This is a genomic window from Bradyrhizobium erythrophlei, from assembly GCF_900142985.1.
Classification (GTDB): domain Bacteria; phylum Pseudomonadota; class Alphaproteobacteria; order Rhizobiales; family Xanthobacteraceae; genus Bradyrhizobium; species Bradyrhizobium erythrophlei_B.
In genome coordinates this window covers 3,819,356-3,839,130 of the sequence record NZ_LT670849.1, presented here as the reverse complement: position 1 = coordinate 3,839,130, position 19,775 = coordinate 3,819,356, and the positions used below count along the sequence as shown (strand labels likewise).

Genomic DNA, 19,775 nt, shown 5'->3' with positions numbered 1-19,775 from the left:
CCCCCTATCGGGTCGGATAGCTGTTGACGCGGTAAAAGTTACGGACTTCTGCAGAATCCGCTTGATAGCGGGCGCGACGCTTGCTCTTCAGATCAACGGATTGTGCGGAAGCTGGGTCCGGCAATTGCGAGCCGATCAGCGCTGCGCCGGTACCGGCCATCGCTAAACGAAGCAGGTCGCGCCGAGGAAATTTTCGCTCGAAATTTTCTGGCATCGAGGAAGCTCCCAAACCAGATTTGCTGGTAGCCTACCCGACGCCCGGGCTGACCTCAATCACAATGAATTACCAATTCCCGCTGCTATTTAGCAAAAATGCACGACTTTCTCATTCTCGCTATTATCGTTGAGTTATTCGGCGATGCCCGGCGGCGATGCGGCTCAGCCCCTGGAACACTAAGTCAGAAACATCGATGTGTTGTCGGCCCAGCCGAAAGGGGCCTGTAGTGTTGCAATTTGCAATTACAAATCTCGAAAGCAAGGAAACGCCCTTCGATCTTCCGGCACCATTAGGGCGCTGGGAGTTTCGACGGGTCCCCAATTACGATAGTCGGATATCGACAATGGCTTAGCACGAAACGTGAGACAGCATTCCAGCACCGGCCGACGGAGCAGGCATAGGAGCCGAACTCCACGTCGCGAGGCCGCCGCTTCTCGTCAGGAGTTGGCAGGCAAATCGGTCGAAAGGCAAGATCCTTCCGCTTCGGCAAAGTCGGGGAATGACTTATCGGTGCCTGTTGTTTTTCTCAGAAGCGGAAGCGAAGCCCAACCGTGGGATCGATCGTGTTGCGATTGAGGTAGCCGTTCGCCAGTCCGCCATTGACCTGCGAGAACATGATCCCGGCGTAGGCATCAAATTTCTTCGCAAACTGCCAATCGGCGACAAAGGAAACGGCGTCGAACGTCCCACGGCAGTTTGCGAACGCCGCGGAGTTGGCGCAGTTGACGAGTGCGCCAAAAGCGGGCTGGTCGTAATGATAATAAGCGCCAGTCACATCCAAATTGTTAGTGATGGCGTATTTCACTCCAGTCCAGAATACATGGAGTGACTTGTCGCCGGCGCTGAAAGCCGTGTTGTTGATGTTCGTGTTGTTGATCGCAGTGCAGCCGGCGCAGACGAAGTCTCCCGCGATATCGCTAAAGCCAGCCCCGGGGGCAAAAGGATTGCTCGGGGGCGCATATTGAATGAATTCGTATCCGGCAAACAGCTTGAGCGGCCCGTTGCTGTATTTGCCAACCAGCATCACGCTCGTATTATTGGAGAGCGTGGCGGTGAGAACCTGCGGCAGCACCGCCGGAAGGGTATTGCCGGCCAGCACGACCGACACCGCGTTCTGGACGTAGCTGCCAATTGCGTCAAGCGAAAGCGTGCCGCCGGCCAAATTGCGAACATCCCCGCCGAGCTGGAGCTGATACGCACCGGTCGAGCCGTTGTTCAGATCGTAGCCACCGAATTGCCAGAGCGCCGCAACCCTGAACTGGCCAACGTCGACACGATACTTCGCCGACGTGCTAAACCGGCAGGTTTCGGTATTGCCCGCGCCACAGGTAATTCCCTGCCAGCCGATCGGCGAGAAAGCGTACGAAGCGCCCATCGGATCGTAGGCAAAAACAGCGTCCAAAGTCAGCGAGTTTTGCCGGAAAACGGTCAAGGTACCATAGGGTGAACTGACGCCCAAATAGCCCACCGAATTGTAAAATTGTCCGGCCCGGCTCGAGTCGGCGCCCGCGTCCTGGCTGGTGAGCGGTATGCCGGCGTTCTGGGTCACCGAGTGCGGTCCGTTGGAGAGATGCAGGGAATAAGGATCGAACCCGGCCTGCAGATCGAAGATGAAATCCCAACCGGGAGCGAGCGGCTCCTTCCCCTTGATGCCGATGTTTGAATTGGACAAACCGTTCGGCGCGAGACTCCACTGCGCGCGATTGCTGTACTTCTGGACGAGATAAGCTGCCCCTACGGCGGAAGTCCCATTGAAGGGCGCCCCATGGCTCAGCCACGTCACGCCCATATCGATCGTGCCGTAGACCGTGATGCCATTCCAGGTCAACGGGCAGGCCGTGACAACAAAGTCCTCAAGACTGCTGCAGGTCGCTGGTTGTAGCGAAGCCTTGGTGGTCGCGGCGGGCACAGCCTTCGTTGCGATGATGTCGTCAGCCAAAGCAGCCGTTGCGTACACCGCGGCAGCGAGTCCGAAAATCATCGATGTGAAAACACCAACTATTTTCATAACGCCCCCTCCCGAATACGATCGGTTCCGAAGCTGCGCCGCGCTTACGTATACAGCAATAATTGTACTTGGTAAATCGCCGAGGGCTGCGCAGACGTGACCAACACACGGCGCCGATAAAGCAGACATTATCAGAGCCTGTCGTCACTTCGCCTCCACAACAGAAGCACACAACGGCGATCGGTTCATCTCAGCGTGTTCAAACCCCGCCAACCGAGGCGACCCAAAGAAAAGCTGAAGCTTGGAGTTCTCAATTACTCCGGCCGACTGTCGAGCATGGAAAGTGTCGAGCATAAAAAGAGCGGCTTGAGCCGCTCCTTTTTGGTTTTATACGCAAGGACGCCACTGCCCATCGTCGCCCATGTACTTTCCGGACGCCCGGTCGTAGTACGCCCAACGCTGGGCGCAATGAGCAGCAGCGGCCTCGCTCGGTACGAACGAGCCGGTGCTTGCTTGAAAACCGCCGAACCCGCTGATGTCCATCAGGTCGCCACCACGGACGCCGTGAAGTTCCACGGCGAAGGCCGGGGTGGCAACTGCTGACGCGAGTGACAGGGCCGCAGCCCCTACGATGCCAAGTCTCGACATTGCGCTTCTCCATAAGAGTCTAAATCAAGAACGTCGCCGCGAGGCTTAAGTCTGATGTAGGTCAGCAATCGGCTGCGCTGTAGCCCCGTGCTGGGAATGATTGGTGCGGGGCGCGCAACGCGCCGCGATTCTCAGTCGCTCTCTGAGCCGTCTTGTTCGGCGACGTCGTGCGAGGTCTTTTGCCAGTCCTCTGTCCAATCGGGATCCCAGTAGGGCGGCTTGCCAAAGCGTTTCTGGGCAAAATCCAGAAAGGCCCGCACCTTCGGTGGCACCATGCGATGCGGAGGAAAGACCCCGAAGATGCCACCCGGCTTCGTGGCGATCATGGAGGACCACTCGGAAAGCACATGCCGCAGGCGACCCGCCTTGATATCCTCGCCGACGAGCCACGTCGGGAGCAGCGCAACCCCCACGCCGGCAAGCGCCGCATCCCGCAGCGGCTCGGCGTCGTCGGCGCACAACGTGCCGGTGACGGGTACTTGCTCGAAAGCCTCGCCCGCCTCGGCCGGGTTACGAAAGAACCAACGATCGGTCGGTTGCAGTGCATAGACAAGACAATTGTGCTGCAGCAGGTCGATCGGCTCGGCGATCGGCGGCATACGGCCCAGATAGGCCGGGCTCGCGCAGGTAACGCGCCGGTGCGGCGCGAGTTTGCGGGCGAGCATGCTGGAATTCAAAAGCGAACCGATACGGATAGCAAGGTCCGCGCCGACAGAGAGCAGATCGACCCGCACATCGGTCAGAGAGACATCGAGGCGAATATCGGGATAGGCGGCCAGGAAATCGGGCACGAACGGCATGATGTGCAGGCGGCCGAAGCCGCTCGGGATATGCAGGCGGATCAATCCCTGTGGCCGCCCCTGCATGGCAGAGGCCGCATCCCGCGCTTCCTCTAGGCCGCGCAGAACGCCGCGTGCGTGCTCGTAGAATGTGGCGCCCGGCTCGGTGAGATGCGCGCGTCGCGTAGTGCGATGAAACAGGCTGACGCCAAGATCCTCTTCCAGGCCGGCGATCGCGCGCGAGACGGTCGATGTCTTGGTATTCGTGGCAATTGCAGCTTTCGAAAAGCTGCCGACCTCTACCGCTCGCACGAACATACGCAGCGCGCCCAGATAGTCCATTTTTGGCGCCTCCATATCGCCACGTCGAGTACTCGCCCGATCAACCCCTTCCCGCGCCCCTCGGATACGGATCGCGCAGCCCCCTGGTGCGCGACCCTTCAGAGGTAGCGGCCCATGCGGACCTGCCCATTAAATTCAAGTTTATTCTTTTAGTTGGCTGCGCTTGATTTGGATGGGTTGGAGAAGCGCTTGAGGTGGAGGCGACTCCGATCGGGCCGCCTCCTATTGAGAGCAGATGTCTCATTAGGGTCATTCGCGTCGTTTCCGTGATGTCGGCTGTGAGTCCGTTTTACCCCTGATAGTGTTGCAAAAGTCGAAAGTTGCAGCGGTACAAATTTTTGGCGAAAACCTGAAGCGCAAAGGGGGCGATGATTCGCATAGTCTCAGTCGCGCTACCGAAGTCGCCCACGAATTTGGCGCAAGGCGATGAGGTCCCTCAGATGATTACACGGATAACGCGCCAGCGGCCCTCAGAAAATTTGCATCTCCTGCAAAACGACTTTTGCAACACTATCCCCCTACTAACCGACACAGTCAGTTAGACCGACCAGGTCGGAAAAGGGCCACATTAGCGGACTTCATCAGTTGCTTAGACATCGGCGGCAACTGTCGATAAACTGGCTTCGAGCGGACTCAGGCTTCGGTTTTTTCAATGTAACGATTCCCCTCGCCGATGAGTCCGGCTTCGTCCGAGCACTGAATCAGGAAACGCAGGTTTGGGCCCAAGCAAAGGGACGAAAGAGCGAGCGGCTGCGTACGCCTGGTGCGACTTGAGCGTGCAGAAGACGTAATCTTGGGGTCCAAATTGGGCAGGATCATCGCTCGCTTGTACAGCTGCTCTTTTTTCGATCCCTCCAATTCTGAGCGTCAAACCCCTGGCGCGTATCGCCTTGAGATGTTCTCCGCATGCAACGACCGATACCTCGTGACCCGCGAGCGTCAATGGGATTCGCCGCGCGTTGAGCTCAGCGAATCCCATAACGGGTTAAATTTCAAAACGTGACTTAAAACGCTCCATTCCGACCGTGACGCTCTTGATCTGCGTATATTCATGCATGGCTTCGGTGCCGTGTTCCCTTCCGATACCGCTCATTTTGTAACCGCCGAATGGAATCTCCGATTGATAGCCGTAGGCATTCAGGAAGACATTCCCCGCTTCAAGCTCCTGCGCGATTCGATTGCTTTCCCGGAGATCGTTAGACCAGACGTAACTGGCCAAACCGTACTCGGAGTCGTTGGCCATCCGCACGGCGTCATCGAGATCAACATATGAAGTAACGCAAAGCACAGGACCAAAAAGCTCATCACGAGCAATGGCCATGTCTGGCTTGACATCGGTAACGATGGTCGGGCGCATGAAGTTGCCCTTGCTTAGATCTCGTTGGGTCTCCTTCTTGCCGCCGCAGAAAACTTTGGCGCCAATAGGCTTGGCGGCATCGAGCTGTGCCAGGATGTCGGTCAGGCGCTGCGCTGTCATCAAAGGACCAAGCTGCGTCTTTGCATCCAACGGATTTCCGATCGGAATGCGTTCGGCCATTGCGGCAAGGTCGGTTACGAACTTATCGTGCAGTTTCGCCGGTATGAACAATCGCGTGCCGGCGAAGCAGACTTCTGCCTTCCTCGCGAAAGCTTGGGTCAGAACGCCATCAAGCGTTTCCTCCCAATCGATGTTTTCAGATACGATGATCGGCCCCTTGCCGCCAAGTTCAAGCACCGCCGGCGTAACCGTATGCGCCGCTTGATGCAGGATCTCACGCCCGCCCTCCGTTCCGCCGGTAAAGATTATTTTTCGCACTTTTGGATGCTCGACGATGAGCTTTCCTACCGTGCGACCCGAGCCGGTGATGATGTTGATGGTACCGCGCGGAAAACCAGCCTCATCAACGAGCTCACCAAATCGAAGGTTAGTCAGCGGAGCAACGATCGACGGCTTCACGACCATCGTATTGCCGCAGGCCACGGCGGCCGCGAAACCCCTCGCCATTAGCTTCAGCGGTGTATTCCACGGCACGATTTGCCCGACGACGCCGAATGGTTCGCGGCGCGTAAAGTTGAAACGCGATCCCAAATCCTGGCAAGTGCCCTCGATCGAACCGGCCAAGCCAGCGAAATATTCCAAGTGCGCCGCCGACGTCGCGACTTCCATGCGCGTTTCACGAATCGGAATACCCGTGTCGAGAGATTCAAGGACAGCGAACGATTCCAAATCGCGCCTGAGCAACTGAGCAAGCCGATAGAGGAGCGTTCCGCGCTCCCGTCCGGTGAGCTTTTTCCAATCAGGTCGTCGGAACGCAGCGTGCGCGGCCTCGATAGCCTCGTTCACCTGTGCCTCGCTGGCCGGACGGATCTTGCAGATCTCTGAATTGTCAAACGGGTTGATCACGCCGAAGGGAGCCGCCCCGGTACCTTCGACCCAAGTTCCGTTGATGAACAGATCCGTTTTGATTCGTGTTTCGAATTCCGGGGTTTTTGCTGCGTCCATAACGATTCCTCCGTTCCAAAGTGGTGAAATAGGTTTGCTTGTATTACTTGTATTAGTTATTAGTACCCATGTCAAATGATGATAAAAATATATAAATCTCAGACACTTCGAGTGGTCTGAGATGAACCTGATGAATCAGAAGACGGGGAGGTTATAATGAGAACCAAGGATTCTAAGCGCTGGCTTCAACTCGTCTTGGGCGTCTGCTGCATGATCACGATCGCAAATCTGCAATATGGCTGGACGCTTTTCGTGGCACCCATCGATGAAAAATATCATTGGGGCAGACCGGCCATACAGCTGGCGTTCACGATTTTCATCCTCGCAGAAACATGGCTCGTTCCGCTCGAGGGCTATCTCATCGATCGTATCGGGCCGAGGTTGATGGTCGCTTGCGGCGGCGCGTTGGTCGGATTGGCTTGGGTGATCAATTCCCAGGCCGGAACGCTTTTCTTGCTCTATGCGGGTGCGGCGGTTGGCGGTACAGGCGCCGGTATCGTCTATAGCGCGGCGATCGGAAATGCGCTGAAGTGGTTTCCTGATCGTCGCGGATTGGCCTCAGGCCTGACGTCAGCAGGGTTCGGCATCGGCTCGGCTATAACTGTCATTCCCATTGCGACGATGATTGACCTTAGCGGTTACCAACTGACCTTCCTCTATTTTGGCATCGTCCAGGGACTTATCATCATCTTGATCGCGCCGTTGCTCCGCTTCCCCCGGTTAGGGGAAACCCCGCTGCCTTCGGCGACGAAGCCCGCAATCAGCGTCGACCATCACCCGTCCCAAGTCCTGCGCGAACCCATTTTTTGGCTCCTCTACGTTATGTTTGCGCTGGTCGTTGCGGGTGGGTTGATGTCGACCGCGCAGCTCGCCCTGATGGCACTGGATTTCAAGATCGCAGAAACTCCAGTGTCCTTTCTCGGTCTGACGCTGCCCGCACTGACGTTCGCTATGACACTCGATCGAACACTGAACGGAATCACGCGGCCATTCTTTGGTTGGGTATCTGATAAGCTCGGGCGAGAGAATACGATGTTTATGGCGTTTCTTCTCGAAGCGGCGGCAATTTGCCTACTCATTGCCTTCGGCAATCATCCGACGCTCTTTGTCGTTTTCTCTGCGATGGTGTTTTTTGCCTGGGGAGAAATTTTCACGCTATTCCCTTCAACATGCACGGATATTTTCGGCAGTAAGTTCGCCACCACCAATTTCGGGCTGCTCTATACGGCGAAAGGCGTCGCCGCCATCCTGGTGCCGCTTGGAAGCGTATTGACCATCGCGACGGGCACATGGACACCGATTTTCATCATGGCTGCATTTTTCAACACCCTAGCTGCAGGCCTGGCGTTGCTTGTCCTAAAGCCAATGCGGCGGCGATTGAACGCCAGTTCAACGGCCGTAGGCGAAGTGAGGACAGCCTAGATGCCAAGAACAACCGCGCGGTGGCTCGTTTCTCGCTATCAGAATTGCAGCGAAAGGAGTTGATGTTCGCCATGATTGACGGTCATCAAATGCGACGAGCTCGGAGATCTAGGACACCTCTGTATGCGCAGATCGTGGAGAAACTGCGTTATCAGATTATCTCAGGTGTCTATCCGCCAGAGAAACAATTACCCAGCGAGACAAGTCTCACCAAGGATTTTGGCGTCAGCCGTGTTACCGTTCGTCAAGCACTCGCCGAGCTTGAGGACACAGGCTTTATCTACAAGCATCAAGGGCGAGGTACGTTCGTCAGTGGCACGCATGTCAGACAGCAACTTTCGAGCGGGGCGCAAACAATCGTCGAAGCGTTACGGCAGCAAGGCATCGAGCCCTCAATAAAGGTGGTAAGCCTAGAGCACGTCGCGCCTGATGAGGAGGTGGCCTCCGCTTTGGAGACGACGGATGAAGAAGTCGTCAAGCTGGTTCGGCTCTTTTGCAATGGGGACATACCTATCGCTCAAGCTACGTTGCACTTGCCTCTGTCAATGAGCGGTGTCGCCTACCTGCTCGCCAAAAATATCGACAAGCAGACGACATACACCATATTGGAAAATTCACTGGGACTAGTCATCAAGGAAGCGAAACACATTATCAAGACGGTCACACTCGACGAACCGTCCGCTGCCAACCTGCATATGCGCGTCGGCGATATTTGCCTCGGCATGAATCGAATTACCTATTCTGCTCAGGGCTCCGTCCTTGAGTTTACAAGACTAATCTACCCACCCGATCGCATGAGATTCGAAATCAATTTGCCACGCGCAAGCGATACGCAAGTTCTGAGCTTGGTCTCAACTGAAACCGCCGAATGATTTTTCGGCTCCAAGTCATCAAGCAGCCGACGCAATTGTCAGAATACGTCATTGCCGGGATCTGCATTCAGACCGGCTGCTTTAATGCCAGCAACGGCGCACAGTTCATCTTGATCGGATGTGGCGCCCGACACCCCTACCGCACCAATAACCTTGCCGTCATCATCGCGAATTAAGACACCGCCCGGGACCGGCACCACGCGGCCGTTACTAACGGACGCGAGTGCCACAAAGAATGCTGGCATTCTCCTCACTCTCTCCATCAAATTTCGGGAGCCGAATCCCATGCCAAGCGCACCCCAAGCCTTGCTGAACGCTATTTCCGATCGCAATATGCCGGCACCATCCTCCCGCTTCATTGCAACCATGTTGCCGCCGCTGTCCAGAACCACGACCGCGAGGGGTTCCAAATTGAGCTCACGGGCTTTGCTGAGAGCAACATCCAAGGCCATTGATGATTTTGAGAGATCTATAAGCATCGCAACTCCACCGTTCGATTAAAGATATTCACCGTCAACGTCGCTCATCCGAAGACGTTTTCAGGTATTTCAATCCGGTCAGCTCCCACGTGTCATTCGGGGAGCGGCCTTCCTTTAGTTTCGGGAAGAACGAACACGATGATCAACGATACCGCGAACAGAAGACTGAGGCTGACAACAGCGCGTGCCGGACCGCCAAACGTAGTGAAGAGCCAAGCGGAATAGATCGGGGTAGCAAAGGCGATAAACCGTGCCATATTAAATACGAATCCGAGTGCGGTGGCTCGTACCCGAGTTGCAAATAGCTCCGGCAGGTATATCGGCATCCAGGAAAAAGCTCCGAGTGTGAAGAACCCGAGAACCGCGGTCGCTACCAGCGCTGTCGTTAGTTCAGGAGGGATCGAAAACATGACGGGGCCGGCGACGAGCCCGCCGGCGAAAATAAAATACATGTACGGCTTGCGCCCCACCTTGTCGCAAATAAAGCCGGCCGCAATGTAGCTGATGATCGCTCCGATATTAAAAATTACAGCCGACATACTCGCCCAGTATTTGGCGTTCAAGCCCGCTTGTGACGCAATGGATGAAATGTAGACCGGTATTAGCGCATTGGTCCCGTAGAACACAGCGACCGTGATGCATGCGAGGACTAACGTCTTTAAGAGACGACTCCGTGAGGTCGAATCCGCAAACACCTGCGTCAAAGTAAACTTTTGCTCGGGCGCAACTTTCGTCATCAGCTTTGTTTCAACCGCCTCGCTTTTCCGACGAAACGATTGGCTGTCCAACCAGAGCTGCGATTCAGGCAATTCACGCCTGATGTATATCAGGAAGAAGGCGGGAATGACGCCAAGAGCAAACATCGATCGCCACCCCTCGCTACTAAGCAAGGGTTGCAGTAGCAACCAAAGCCCTGAGGCCAGAAGAAAGCCAAAACCATAGCCTGACTGCATGATGCCCAACGCTTTCGCGCGCGCCCGCGCCGGCCACGTTTCCGCGATCAATGCAGTTCCGGTACTCCATTCACAACCCAGAAACAGACCGGTCAGGAACCGAAGGGCCACCAGGCAATAGAAATTCGGGCTGAGCGCAGTAAACGCCGTCAGAATCGAGTAGCCTGCGATCGAGATAACGAGCATTCGTTTTCGACCGACATAGTCGGCAAAAATGCTACCCACCGCGCCGCCCACTGCCCAGCCGAGCAAGGTACCGCTAATAGCTATGCCGACTCCCCGCTGAACTGAAGCGGCGTCCGTCGACGGCAACAGCGACATCATCGCTGCGCCACCGACTAGAAAGAGCGTACTGGTTTCGTACCCGTCAAACATCCAGCCGATGAAACTGCTGAGCAACGAATGCTTTTGTGCTGGACCGATGCCGTCTATTGCAAAATAACTCTGGGCGCCGCGGCGGTCACGTTCCGTTTCGACTACCATGATATATCCGTTGGCGTTCAGGAGTTTTCAAAAATCGGGCGGCTCTTCGGACCGCCGTCGTAGGGGCAGCGGATTTCGGGCGAAGCTAGCGCGCGATCCGAAACGAATAGCCTTTGTAGAGTGCGGCAGTCCGGCCTAACGCGGCCTTTGAAAGCCGTACGCCCTTCATCTCGACGTCAGTTATTCCGTCGACTTCAAGCAATCGTTGCCGGATTCCGATCGCGTAGGTCACGCTTTGCAAGGCACACCCGCGGCACGCCCCTTGGAATTCCAGGCGGAGTACGCCGTCGTCCGAAAGCTCGAGAAGGTCGACGCCGCCGCCGTGAATCTTGAGTAGCGGCCGAATCTCAGATTCCAGCACGTCCATCACGATTAGCCGTGTACGATGCCGGACATCTACGCTAGCAGAGCCGAGAGTATTCATGCGGCTCTCGCGATAGCACTGGCCTTTGCCTGGTCAATATCGACGTCAAACAAGCGCGCCTGATTTTCGCCGAGAATCTTGCGCTTGTCGTCTTCGGTGATCTCCGGGTATCCATAACGGTCCTGTAGTTGCGGATCGATCCGCATATTCCAGAACCACTCGATTATCGGCTGGGGATTTCCAAAAAGCGGCGCCTCCGACCCCCACAGGATGCGATCCGCGCCGACATCCCGCAGCAATCGTCCCATATACTCTTGGAATTGCCACGGGGCGATCATCGGCAGATGCATCGTACCCGAGAGCACAAGAATGACGTTCGGAAATCGCGCGGCGATGTAGACAGTCTCTTCAAAGTACGGCAGCGCAAGATGGTGGATTGCAAATGTTAGATCGGGAAAGTCAGTTGCGGCTCGTTGAATATCCAACGGACTAAGGTCTTCCAGATTTGCTCGACTGATCGGGAATCCCTTGTGGAATTGTATGACCTTGATGCCGAGCTTTCTTGCCCGCTCGTACATCGGATAAGCAATTTTTTGATCATCGGCGCGCCATGCCTGGCCGATATGTGCATTGTAGAATTTGAATGAGCGCGCTCCCAATTCGTTAACTTGGCGATCCATTTCAGCGAGCGCCGCATCGAGACTGGGATAGAGCGGATCAACTCCGCCACAAAACATCACGCGATCGGGAAAGGCTTTTGCGAATTCATATTGTGCTTCGACCGGTGCAAAGCCCCTTTTGTAGACATCATAAAGCGGAACGGCTTGCGCCATCGCCATATCCGTAACTGAATCCTTGAACAACAGTCGGCCAAGATCGGCTGTGTTCCACCGTCTGGCAAAACTGGAAAACATGTTCCCGTTTCCGTATGTGGATTCCTGGCCGGCGGTTCTGCGGACATCTCCCAGATGCAGATGGTAAGCGCGATCAAGAGCGCTATCACTCCGGACCAGATTTTCGTCCGAGAGGTCGTACATGTGTACGGCGTTGTCGAATACGAAAACATCATTCAGCAGCATTGTTCGGTTCTCCGGAATGGTTGAATATCTTTGTTGCGGAGAGTTATCATCCGATGGGTCTTGCGCTTGCCCGGATTGGGATGCGGTTTCGGGATTTTGCAGTTTTGATCGGGTGGGGACGGAGACGAGCGCGACGCGTTATTTTCCGCAGGTCGGCGCTGCTTCACATTCCGAAGCCAAAGGCAGGTTCGCGTTGTCCAGGAATTCGACGGTCACAATCAGATCGGCGTTTCCGACATTCGCGAGCGCGTGAATTTTGCGTGCGCTGGATCATCAACTGATGAGTATAGGCTGGCCTACCGTGACCGCCCTAGCCAGGTTGCGCCAACAGGTCTGAATACTACTTAGCCGGTGAATTGGACCGTCTAACTTGGTAATACGACATTCGGGCTTACTGCCTTCCGATATGCGGCTGGCGTTTGACCAACGAGCCGCTTAAACGCGGTGCTGAAATGGGCGTGGCTCGAAAAGCCAACTTCCAGGGCGATCGCAGTAACTGCCAAATCGCTGGTGACCAAAAGCCGCTTGGCCGCCTCCATTCTGCAATTCAAAAGGTAGCGGTAAGGTGGAATGCCGACAGTCTTCCTGAATATCCGGCAGAAATAATGCGGCGGCAAACCCGTTGAACCTGCAAGTTCGGCCAATCCTATATCTTCGCACGCATGGGAATGTATGAATTCGATTGCACGCTTCAGCTGCCAGTCCGCCATTCGGCCGGTGAGGTCGACGTCCCTTTCTGGCGAGTAAGCAAAAAGAAGATGAGCCGCTATATGACGTCCCGCGGCTCCGATGAGAAGTTGCGGGACACCAAAACCGCGGGAGTGCTCCTCGATCAAATGTGCGACTGAGGATCTTATTAGCTTGTCGTCTTCAGCTAACGGAGTTCGCATACCGATGTCTAAGGGAATGCCGGCTTCAACCGAAAGTTCTTCCAAGATATGGTTCGCGACAAAGAGCAGGCTCATCTGCATCTTCTGATCCCACGACCAGCTTTGCGACGTCGCTGAGGGGCTGACTGAAATGTGTCCGGCCGGCCGGAGCTGCCGCTCCGACCGTCCGTCGATGGCTCGAACCATTCGAGGAGAGCCAACTTGCTGTACTGCGATCCGGCAATAGTCGAGCGGCTCGTGGCGCCATCCCCCAGGTACAACTTCGTAATGATGGAGATGAAAGTCGTTCGAGGAGATGACGATCTTGGGAGCATGCCCAAACCGTTCCGCCAACTTGGCAAAATATTCCGGTCCGCGCTGTAAGGTGGACGTCTGACTATCCATGTCCCCTCGCTAGACTGTTCCGATGAAGGGCGTACTTCCTCGGAAAATCTTATCCCTTGCAAGTCTTTACCGCAATCGTCCCGCAATCGCCTTCAACTTTGGAGGGGTTGCGGTGGCCATTTTGCAAAAATGTTTCCCATTTTTTGAAAGAACCCAAGATTTGAGTTTGAAACGATTGCCGCGAACCAGCAACGCATCGAAAAGCCGAGAGCGCCTCGAGCGGTCGGACATGGGATTGATGGACAGCGAAAAGCATTTCGGACGCCCGCAGTGGAGAAGCCTTTCGCGCATTTTGGGATTTGCGAGAGTCCTTCGCGGCCGAATTGCCGCGAAGGTCAAAGCCTATCTTCGAGAAATCGGTGACGTGATCGAAACGACACTGTGGTGATCTAGTCCGATTGGGCGGTCATTTGAACTCAAAATCCTGGGCTAGGGTTACGAAATTGCCCGTGATGTGCGCTGTGAACGATCCTTCCAGGCCAAGGAAGCCCACCGTGTCCACGAACCCTGCATTCAGGCTTAATAGCCGTGTCATGCCGAAGCTATTCATCGGCCGATCGATCGGGCGTTTTTGTAGCATGTTGTTCAGCGTTTCTCGGCTACGCGACCGCAAGCATGCAGGGAAAGGGCGATAGCGACCAGGGCTGCCCCAAAAGTGCAGACAGCGGCCCAACCGGCCAATTGCCAAGCGAGGCTCGCGCCCGCTGAGCCGACCGCGCCGCCCACAAACATTCCGCCCATGAAGATCGTGTTCAACCGGTTACGCGCTTCCGGGCGAAGCGCATAAATGACGTGCTGGTTCGAGACCAGCGCACCTTGCTCGCCGAAGTCCAGCAGAATGACGCCGACGATCAGGCCGGCGATCGTGCCCCACACTTCAAAAGACACCCAGGACGCGAGCATGATGGCGCTGCCAAGTCCGATGACGGCATGGGGACCTTTTCGATCGGCGATCTTCCCGGCGACAGGCGCAAAGAGTACGCCAACGGCGCCGACGATGCCGAACAGGCCGGCGATTTCGGCGCTGAGGCGGTATCGGACGTCGAGTTGTAGCGCCAGGATAGTCCAGAGGACGCTGAACGAGCCGAACAGGCAGCCCTGGATGATCGTTGCCCGTCGCAATTCCGGCTCTTCCCGCCAGACGATAACCAGAGATTTGAGGAGGGCTCCGTAGCCTTCGTGGGTTTTAGGGTGACTTCTTGGTAAAATCGCCGCCAACAACAAGCCCACCGCAACCGCCAGGAGCAAGCCGAGCCAGAACGTGGCGCGCCAGCCATAGTGGTCGCCAATCGCGCCGGCAAGGGCGCGCCCAAACAGGATACCGCAGAGGAGGCCGCTCATCACGGTTCCGATAGTCGCACCCCGGCGGCCGGGTGGGGCCAACTCTGCCGCGAACGGCACGATTTGCTGTGCCACGCTTGATGCCACGCCGACGAATACCGATGCAACCACGAGTGACCAGGCGTCAGGGGCGAGAGCGGCTGCAGCCAGCGACAGCGCGAGTGCCGCGAACTGAATCAGGATAAGACGCCGTCGTTCGAATCGGTCTCCCAACGGCACCAGCAACAAAAGGCCGGTGGCGAAACCGAGCTGGGTCGCCGTTGGCACGAGCTCGGTCACGACGACCTGGCCCGGGAAAGCGGCTTCCATGATGCCGAGCATGGGTTGGTTATAGTAAATGTTTGCGGCCGCCACGCCGCATGCAATCGCCATCACCAGCGTCAAGCCATAGCTGATCGATGACGACAGAGGGTCGTCTCCTATCGGCCACGAGCGGTCGTGAGGTGCACTGTCCATAGCCATGGTCTTCTCCTATTTTTCTAACGCGCGGTCGGCTTGACGGGAGGGATTTTGACGAGTTGGGCGGCGAGAACGGACAAGGCAGCTCCCATGATGCCGAGCCCAGATTGGTCGTAGCAAACGCTGGCAGCCGCCAACCCGCACGCAATTGCCATCACCAGCGTGATGCTAAAGTTGATCGACGAGGAAAGTAGAGGAGTGCCGGCCGTCCGCCTCGACCAGCCGCAAGACGCATTGTCCTTGGCCACTGTCTTCCCCCCTTTTTCTAATGCGTAAGGGATTGCTGCGGCACGAGGCCTGCCCTTTTCGGCGCTCAATCGAGTCTGTAATCCGAGCATGCGTCGTTCCCATCAACCTGGCTGATGTCGTTACTGTAGAGTCCAGCTTGCCGACCGCGCTCCTGCACAAGGGCGAGCACCGCATCGATCGTTGGTGTTGCGATCTTGACGAGACGGCCCATTTCCTGGACCGCGGTGACGAGTGCATCGATCTCCATGGATCGGCCTCGTTCGAGGTCTTGCAGCATCGAAATTTTGTGACCGATCACAGAGCCGGCTGCGTTCAGCCGCCTCTCCATCATTTGTTTTGGAATGGTAAGACCTAGCGATGCAGTTATCGCCTCCGCTTCGGCCATGATGGATTTGCACAGGGCGCGCAAGCCGGGCTCGGAGGTGACGCGATCGAGAGTCGCGAGGGTCAAAGCGCTGATCGGGTTGAAACAGACGTTGCCCCACAGCTTGAGCCAGATGCTCCAGCGGATTGTGTCACGGATCGGCGCATCGAAGCCGGCCGAAACCAACGCATCGCGCAGAGCCAAGATGCGGTCCGATGTAGAACCGTCGGGCTCGCCGATGGTGAAGCGCTTGAACAGGCGATGTTCGATCACCCCGGGCGCCACGACTTCGCAGGCGGGGTCGACGACGCAGCCGATGGCGCGCTCGGGTCCAATCGCATTCCATTGCGCGGCGCCGGGGTCGACGCTTTGCAAATGATGGCCGTCGTGCCGGCCACCCTCCTTGTAGAAATACCACCAGGGAATGCCATTCATCGCTGTGAGAACGGCGGTTTTCGGACCGAGCAGCGGAGCAAACGCGCCGGCGTTGGCGTGGGCCTGTTGCGCCTTCAGCGCACAGATTACGACATCCTGCGGGCCAAACGCCGCCGGGTCGTCGCTCGCCGGTAAGTCTACCGTGCGCGTCTGTCCATCCACGATTAACTTGAGTCCGTGGCTTTGAACGGCCGCTAGATGCGGACCGCGGGCAATGGCAGATACATCATGGCCTGCCAATGCGAGTTCGCCCGCCATGTAACCGCCGATTGCACCAGCCCCGAATACGCAGATCTTCATGGCTTGCTCCTCTGTTCTGTCATCCAACGATGAGAACATGGAGTCTCCCGGCAGTGGTGACTATCCGGAGATTTGGCGAGACATCTTTCCGTTTTTCGCGATAATCCGCGCATGGACAAATTCACGGCGGGAATCTGTCAGCCGCAGGCCGTCAGCTGGGTCTTTCCCTGACCTCCGTCAGCCGCCAGCTCATGGCACTCGAAGAGGTCCTCGGCACGACGCTTGTCGAGAGGACGACGCGCCATCTCTCGCTGATTGAGTCGGGTCTACTCTACTACGAACGGGCGAAGCAGTTTTTTAAGGAGGTCGCCGAGGCGGAGCGCGGCCTGACAATGCAGACGGGAGTCGCGTCCGGCCGGTAAAAATGTCAGAGCTCCATCGCTGCTCGGTCGGTTGCGACTGGCGCCAATGCTGCCCGGCTTTCTGGCGGAGCAGACTCGGGTCTCCGTCGATCTGATGCTGGTGGATCCACCGGTACGACTCGCCGAGGAAGGTATCTATGTCGCCCTTCGCATTGGACCGCTGGAAGACAAGAAATTTCAGACCATGTGGGTCGGGGCCAAGTACGCTGTTACTAGAAAATCTGGATGTGATCGGCGCCTATATTCAGAATTCTTTCTTCGGCACCCCCGAGGGGGGCTCGCCCCCTGCGTCGGCACCGAGCACCCGCAATGCGCCGGAACGTTCGACGCGATCTCTGCCGCTGTCGATTGGCGGTTTGCACCAAAGTGGGATGTCTATTCCGGGATCATGTTCACGCAAGTGAATGGCGGACTGCCCTACGGCTTTCTCCAGCGCAACAATGTCGCTCCAACGGTCGGATTGAGGTTCCGCTTCTGACGGTGACGCTGACACCCGCGTCGGCCATTGGAGCAAGTATCCGGCGTCGATCGGACGCGGCGTGCCACCGTCGCAATTGCGACCAGGCGGCGCGCCGCATCACGGGGATACTCAGGCAGGCACGACCGGATATTTCTTCTTGTGCAAGCTATCCATCACGGTCTGGTCCAACGGGAAGTGCGCCCGGAGCAGTTGCGGCGGCGTCAGCGCCATCCACTGGTCGAGGGATAGGTCTGCGTAATAGCTGCTCCTGAACATCTCGAGGAAACGCACCGGCGTGTTACCGGTGTTCTCGATGTAGTGGCCCATCGCGAACGGCACATAGCCGACATCGCCGGCCCGGTAGTCGAATGTCCGGGCTGCCCCTTGAGCAGCGAACACGCCCATGCGCGCCTGCCCTTCAATGTAATATTGCCATTCATCCACATTGGGATGCCAATGCAGTTCGCGCATCCCGCCTGGCTCGATCTCAACCAAGGCCACCGCGATATTTTTGGACGCTTTGAATACGCTCGAATCGGCGATGCGCACGGTTCCGCCCTTGGTGCGGATCGGATCCTGCGCCATGAGCTGATGCTTGAAGGTTAGCGGCACGGGCTTGGCGCCCCTGAGCCTGTCAGGACCGAGCGGTCCGGGCACCTCGGATTTGAAGATGTAGCGCTGGCTCGGATCGGGCAGATGCGCAAAGTTATCACCGGAGACGCCGAAGTTCTTGCCTAGCACCTCTTGGGGGATGCGCTTGAACCAATCAGTGATGAGGAACGTGTCATCTTCGTCAAAGGATCCATCGTCGAAGACCAGCAGGAATTCGCAGCCGTCGGGACCTAATCCCTGGATCGAATGCGGCACGCCGCCCGGGAAATACCACAGGTCGCCGACGCCCACGTCGTCGACGAAATTATTGCCATCCTGGTCAATCGCGGTGATGCGGGCGGTGCCGTAAAGCATGTAGGCCCATTCGGCCTGCTTGTGCCAATGCAGTTCGCGGATACTGCCGGCGTCCAGCCGCATCTCGACGCCCGCCAGTGTAGTGGAGATGCCGAGCTCGCGCTGAGTGACCTGCCGCGTCCAGCCGCCGTCGGACTGTTTTGTATGTGCATCCGCAAAAGAAAAACGCAAGTTCGGCAGCGTGCCCTGATCCGTCGACGGCGGATTGAGCATGTCGGGATTTTCCCGGTCGCGCGTGATATCGCGTGGGCCCGGGACGTTTCCGCCAACACCTGCAGCGCGACTGGGTTGCGGGAGCTGCGGGCTCGTCTGCCCCATGGCCGCGGAGCTTGCGGCCAGAAGCCCGCCTGCGGCACCGACGGCAAGAATGTTGCGACGTGAAATTGGGTTCATGATGTTACCTCGTCGTTAGGGCCTTCCTCAGTTCATGTAATCGAAACGGGAAGGCCGGGTTGTTGGTAGGCTCGTTTGCGCACAGGACGCCGAGCCCGCGTTGTCCGCATGTGGAGTCTCCCGGTTTTGGTGAGTACCTAAAGATTTGGCGAGACATCTTTCCGTTTTTCGCGATAATCCGTTATGGACAAGTTTGCCGCGATGCGGGTGTTCGTCAGGATTGCGGATGCGGGGAATCTGTCGGCCGCAGGCCGTCAATTGGGCCAATCCCTGACTTCTGTCAGCCGCCAGCTCATGGCGCTCGAAGAGTTTCTCGGCACCACGCTTGTCGAAAGGACCACGCGCCATCTTTCGCTGACGGAGTCCGGTCTGCTTTATTACGAACGGGCGAAGCAGATTTTAGAGGAGGTTGCCGAGGCGGAACGCGGCCTGACGGCGCAGAGGGGAGTCGCATCCGGCCGATTGCATGTAAGCTCTCCGTCGCTGCTCGGGCGGTTGCGCTTGGCGCCAATGCTGCCCGACTTTCTAGCGGAACAGACCCAGGTTTCTATCGATCTGATGCTGGTGGATCGGCCGGTGCGTCTTGCCGAGGAAGGTATTGATGTCGTGCTTCGCCTTGGACCGCTAGAAGACTCAGGCCTGATTGTCCGCAAGCTCGACGACATCCAGCTTGTTGTCTGCGCTGCGCCGGACTATCTGCGCCGCCGCGGCGAGCCGGCGAGGCCGGACGACCTGGTCGAGCACGACTGTCTGGCCTTCGGCGATGTGCCAGGTGTGGCGGAATGGAGTTTCCAGGACGGCACAGTACGAAGATCTCTGCGCATTCCAACCCGGCTTTGTGCCAATGACTTCGATGCGTTGGTCAGTGCGGCTTTAGCCGGGGCCGGGCTCGTCCGAGTGCCGTCATGGCAGGTTGCGCATTATCTCGCCGACGGACGGCTCAGGATAGTGCTCAAGGCCTATCAGCGGTCGCCCACGCCATTGAGCATCCTTACCCTGCGCAACCGCCTGCTTCTGCCGAAGGTACGCACCTTCGTAGATTTTTTGCAGCAGCACTGGATGCGTCCGCAACCGCCTCTCTGATATTATCAGACCGTCGCAACC

19 protein-coding genes and 1 pseudogene are annotated in these 19,775 nt (G+C 57.1%); 6 read left to right on the top strand and 14 right to left on the bottom strand.

The window, feature by feature from the left end:
- Positions 1 to 4: 4 nt before the first annotated feature.
- From BUA38_RS36765 to BUA38_RS17820, 5 genes are all read right to left on the bottom strand, one after another.
- Positions 5 to 214 (bottom strand): formate dehydrogenase, encoded by a 210-nt coding sequence (locus BUA38_RS36765; RefSeq protein WP_156898565.1) that lies wholly within the window; start codon positions 212 to 214, stop codon positions 5 to 7.
- Positions 215 to 743: 529 nt separating this feature from the next.
- Positions 744 to 2,354, bottom strand: coding sequence for a porin (locus BUA38_RS17840; RefSeq protein ID WP_156898564.1), 1,611 nt, complete (start codon positions 2,352 to 2,354; stop codon positions 744 to 746).
- Between the two features lie 590 nt (positions 2,355 to 2,944).
- Positions 2,945 to 3,934 (bottom strand): LysR family transcriptional regulator, encoded by a 990-nt coding sequence (locus BUA38_RS17830; protein ID WP_072826206.1) that lies wholly within the window; start codon positions 3,932 to 3,934, stop codon positions 2,945 to 2,947.
- Between the two features lie 649 nt (positions 3,935 to 4,583).
- Positions 4,584 to 4,913, bottom strand: a complete 330-nt coding sequence (locus BUA38_RS17825) for a ketopantoate reductase family protein (RefSeq protein WP_072819710.1) — start codon at positions 4,911 to 4,913, stop codon at positions 4,584 to 4,586.
- Positions 4,914 to 4,919: 6 nt separating this feature from the next.
- Positions 4,920 to 6,416 carry an aldehyde dehydrogenase family protein gene (locus tag BUA38_RS17820; protein ID WP_072819708.1) on the bottom strand — a complete coding sequence of 499 codons (1,497 nt, stop codon included), beginning with the start codon at positions 6,414 to 6,416 and terminating at the stop codon, positions 4,920 to 4,922.
- A 156-nt stretch (positions 6,417 to 6,572) separates the two neighbouring features.
- Here BUA38_RS17820 and oxlT point away from each other — a divergent pair, with 156 nt between their 5' ends.
- Both oxlT and BUA38_RS17810 read left to right on the top strand, forming a co-directional pair.
- Positions 6,573 to 7,838: an oxalate/formate MFS antiporter gene (gene oxlT / locus BUA38_RS17815; protein ID WP_072819706.1), complete on the top strand. Its 1,266-nt coding sequence runs from the start codon at positions 6,573 to 6,575 to the stop codon at positions 7,836 to 7,838.
- Between the two features lie 62 nt (positions 7,839 to 7,900).
- Positions 7,901 to 8,710, top strand: a complete 810-nt coding sequence (locus BUA38_RS17810) for a GntR family transcriptional regulator (protein WP_072819703.1) — start codon at positions 7,901 to 7,903, stop codon at positions 8,708 to 8,710.
- Between the two features lie 38 nt (positions 8,711 to 8,748).
- Here the strand turns inward: BUA38_RS17810 and BUA38_RS17805 are convergent, their stop codons facing one another.
- The 5 genes from BUA38_RS17805 to BUA38_RS17785 form a co-directional block, all read right to left on the bottom strand.
- Positions 8,749 to 9,189 carry a GlcG/HbpS family heme-binding protein gene (locus tag BUA38_RS17805; RefSeq protein ID WP_072819702.1) on the bottom strand — a complete coding sequence of 147 codons (441 nt, stop codon included), beginning with the start codon at positions 9,187 to 9,189 and terminating at the stop codon, positions 8,749 to 8,751.
- A 92-nt stretch (positions 9,190 to 9,281) separates the two neighbouring features.
- On the bottom strand, positions 9,282 to 10,625 hold the full coding sequence (locus BUA38_RS17800) for an MFS transporter (protein WP_083587632.1): 1,344 nt from the start codon (positions 10,623 to 10,625) through the stop codon (positions 9,282 to 9,284).
- A gap of 85 nt (positions 10,626 to 10,710) precedes the next feature.
- Positions 10,711 to 10,986, bottom strand: a complete 276-nt coding sequence (locus BUA38_RS17795) for a NifU family protein (protein WP_172806043.1) — start codon at positions 10,984 to 10,986, stop codon at positions 10,711 to 10,713.
- A gap of 59 nt (positions 10,987 to 11,045) precedes the next feature.
- Positions 11,046 to 12,068 carry an amidohydrolase family protein gene (locus BUA38_RS17790; protein ID WP_197685862.1) on the bottom strand — a complete coding sequence of 341 codons (1,023 nt, stop codon included), beginning with the start codon at positions 12,066 to 12,068 and terminating at the stop codon, positions 11,046 to 11,048.
- 365 nt (positions 12,069 to 12,433) lie between these two features.
- Positions 12,434 to 13,342 (bottom strand): helix-turn-helix transcriptional regulator, encoded by a 909-nt coding sequence (locus BUA38_RS17785; RefSeq protein ID WP_072819690.1) that lies wholly within the window; start codon positions 13,340 to 13,342, stop codon positions 12,434 to 12,436.
- A 22-nt stretch (positions 13,343 to 13,364) separates the two neighbouring features.
- Here BUA38_RS17785 and BUA38_RS36760 point away from each other — a divergent pair, with 22 nt between their 5' ends.
- On the top strand, positions 13,365 to 13,730 hold the full coding sequence (locus BUA38_RS36760; RefSeq protein ID WP_156898562.1) for a hypothetical protein: 366 nt from the start codon (positions 13,365 to 13,367) through the stop codon (positions 13,728 to 13,730).
- A gap of 42 nt (positions 13,731 to 13,772) precedes the next feature.
- Here BUA38_RS36760 and BUA38_RS17780 read toward each other — a convergent pair.
- The 3 genes and pseudogenes from BUA38_RS17780 to BUA38_RS17765 form a co-directional block, all read right to left on the bottom strand.
- Positions 13,773 to 13,892: pseudogene (locus BUA38_RS17780) on the bottom strand (DUF1275 family protein); the annotation flags it as partial.
- Positions 13,893 to 13,927: 35 nt separating this feature from the next.
- Positions 13,928 to 15,145, bottom strand: a complete 1,218-nt coding sequence (locus tag BUA38_RS17775; RefSeq protein ID WP_338076254.1) for an MFS transporter — start codon at positions 15,143 to 15,145, stop codon at positions 13,928 to 13,930.
- A gap of 310 nt (positions 15,146 to 15,455) precedes the next feature.
- A complete protein-coding gene (locus tag BUA38_RS17765; protein ID WP_072819684.1) occupies positions 15,456 to 16,490 on the bottom strand; it encodes a 2-dehydropantoate 2-reductase in 1,035 nt (344 codons plus the stop codon).
- 119 nt (positions 16,491 to 16,609) lie between these two features.
- On the opposite strand from BUA38_RS17765, the gene BUA38_RS36225 reads away from it, so the two are divergent.
- Both BUA38_RS36225 and BUA38_RS17755 read left to right on the top strand, forming a co-directional pair.
- Positions 16,610 to 16,852: a LysR family transcriptional regulator gene (locus tag BUA38_RS36225; RefSeq protein ID WP_083587630.1), complete on the top strand. Its 243-nt coding sequence runs from the start codon at positions 16,610 to 16,612 to the stop codon at positions 16,850 to 16,852.
- A gap of 46 nt (positions 16,853 to 16,898) precedes the next feature.
- Positions 16,899 to 17,330 (top strand): hypothetical protein, encoded by a 432-nt coding sequence (locus BUA38_RS17755; RefSeq protein ID WP_072819682.1) that lies wholly within the window; start codon positions 16,899 to 16,901, stop codon positions 17,328 to 17,330.
- Between the two features lie 111 nt (positions 17,331 to 17,441).
- Here the strand turns inward: BUA38_RS17755 and BUA38_RS17750 are convergent, their stop codons facing one another.
- Complete coding sequence (locus BUA38_RS17750; protein ID WP_072819680.1) at positions 17,442 to 18,671, bottom strand: cupin domain-containing protein; 1,230 nt, start codon at positions 18,669 to 18,671, stop codon at positions 17,442 to 17,444.
- Between the two features lie 183 nt (positions 18,672 to 18,854).
- On the opposite strand from BUA38_RS17750, the gene BUA38_RS17745 reads away from it, so the two are divergent.
- Entirely contained in the window at positions 18,855 to 19,754 is a 900-nt protein-coding gene (locus tag BUA38_RS17745; protein WP_072819678.1) for a LysR family transcriptional regulator, read from the top strand.
- The last annotated feature ends 21 nt before the right edge of the window (positions 19,755 to 19,775 follow it).

Coding starts and splice junctions, on each gene's coding strand:
- BUA38_RS36765 (WP_156898565.1), bottom strand. CDS start 214: ATGCCAGAAAATTTCGAGCGAAAATTTCCTCGGCGCGACCTGCTTCGT.
- BUA38_RS17840 (WP_156898564.1), bottom strand. CDS start 2,354: ATGTCTGCTTTATCGGCGCCGTGTGTTGGTCACGTCTGCGCAGCCCTC.
- BUA38_RS17830 (WP_072826206.1), bottom strand. CDS start 3,934: ATGGACTATCTGGGCGCGCTGCGTATGTTCGTGCGAGCGGTAGAGGTC.
- BUA38_RS17825 (WP_072819710.1), bottom strand. CDS start 4,913: ATGGGATTCGCTGAGCTCAACGCGCGGCGAATCCCATTGACGCTCGCG.
- BUA38_RS17820 (WP_072819708.1), bottom strand. CDS start 6,416: ATGGACGCAGCAAAAACCCCGGAATTCGAAACACGAATCAAAACGGAT.
- oxlT (WP_072819706.1), top strand. CDS start 6,573: ATGAGAACCAAGGATTCTAAGCGCTGGCTTCAACTCGTCTTGGGCGTC.
- BUA38_RS17810 (WP_072819703.1), top strand. CDS start 7,901: ATGTTCGCCATGATTGACGGTCATCAAATGCGACGAGCTCGGAGATCT.
- BUA38_RS17805 (WP_072819702.1), bottom strand. CDS start 9,189: ATGCTTATAGATCTCTCAAAATCATCAATGGCCTTGGATGTTGCTCTC.
- BUA38_RS17800 (WP_083587632.1), bottom strand. CDS start 10,625: ATGGTAGTCGAAACGGAACGTGACCGCCGCGGCGCCCAGAGTTATTTT.
- BUA38_RS17790 (WP_197685862.1), bottom strand. CDS start 12,068: ATGCTGCTGAATGATGTTTTCGTATTCGACAACGCCGTACACATGTAC.
- BUA38_RS17785 (WP_072819690.1), bottom strand. CDS start 13,342: ATGGATAGTCAGACGTCCACCTTACAGCGCGGACCGGAATATTTTGCC.
- BUA38_RS36760 (WP_156898562.1), top strand. CDS start 13,365: ATGAAGGGCGTACTTCCTCGGAAAATCTTATCCCTTGCAAGTCTTTAC.
- BUA38_RS17775 (WP_338076254.1), bottom strand. CDS start 15,145: ATGGCTATGGACAGTGCACCTCACGACCGCTCGTGGCCGATAGGAGAC.
- BUA38_RS17765 (WP_072819684.1), bottom strand. CDS start 16,490: ATGAAGATCTGCGTATTCGGGGCTGGTGCAATCGGCGGTTACATGGCG.
- BUA38_RS17755 (WP_072819682.1), top strand. CDS start 16,899: ATGCTGCCCGGCTTTCTGGCGGAGCAGACTCGGGTCTCCGTCGATCTG.
- BUA38_RS17750 (WP_072819680.1), bottom strand. CDS start 18,671: ATGAACCCAATTTCACGTCGCAACATTCTTGCCGTCGGTGCCGCAGGC.
- BUA38_RS17745 (WP_072819678.1), top strand. CDS start 18,855: ATGGACAAGTTTGCCGCGATGCGGGTGTTCGTCAGGATTGCGGATGCG.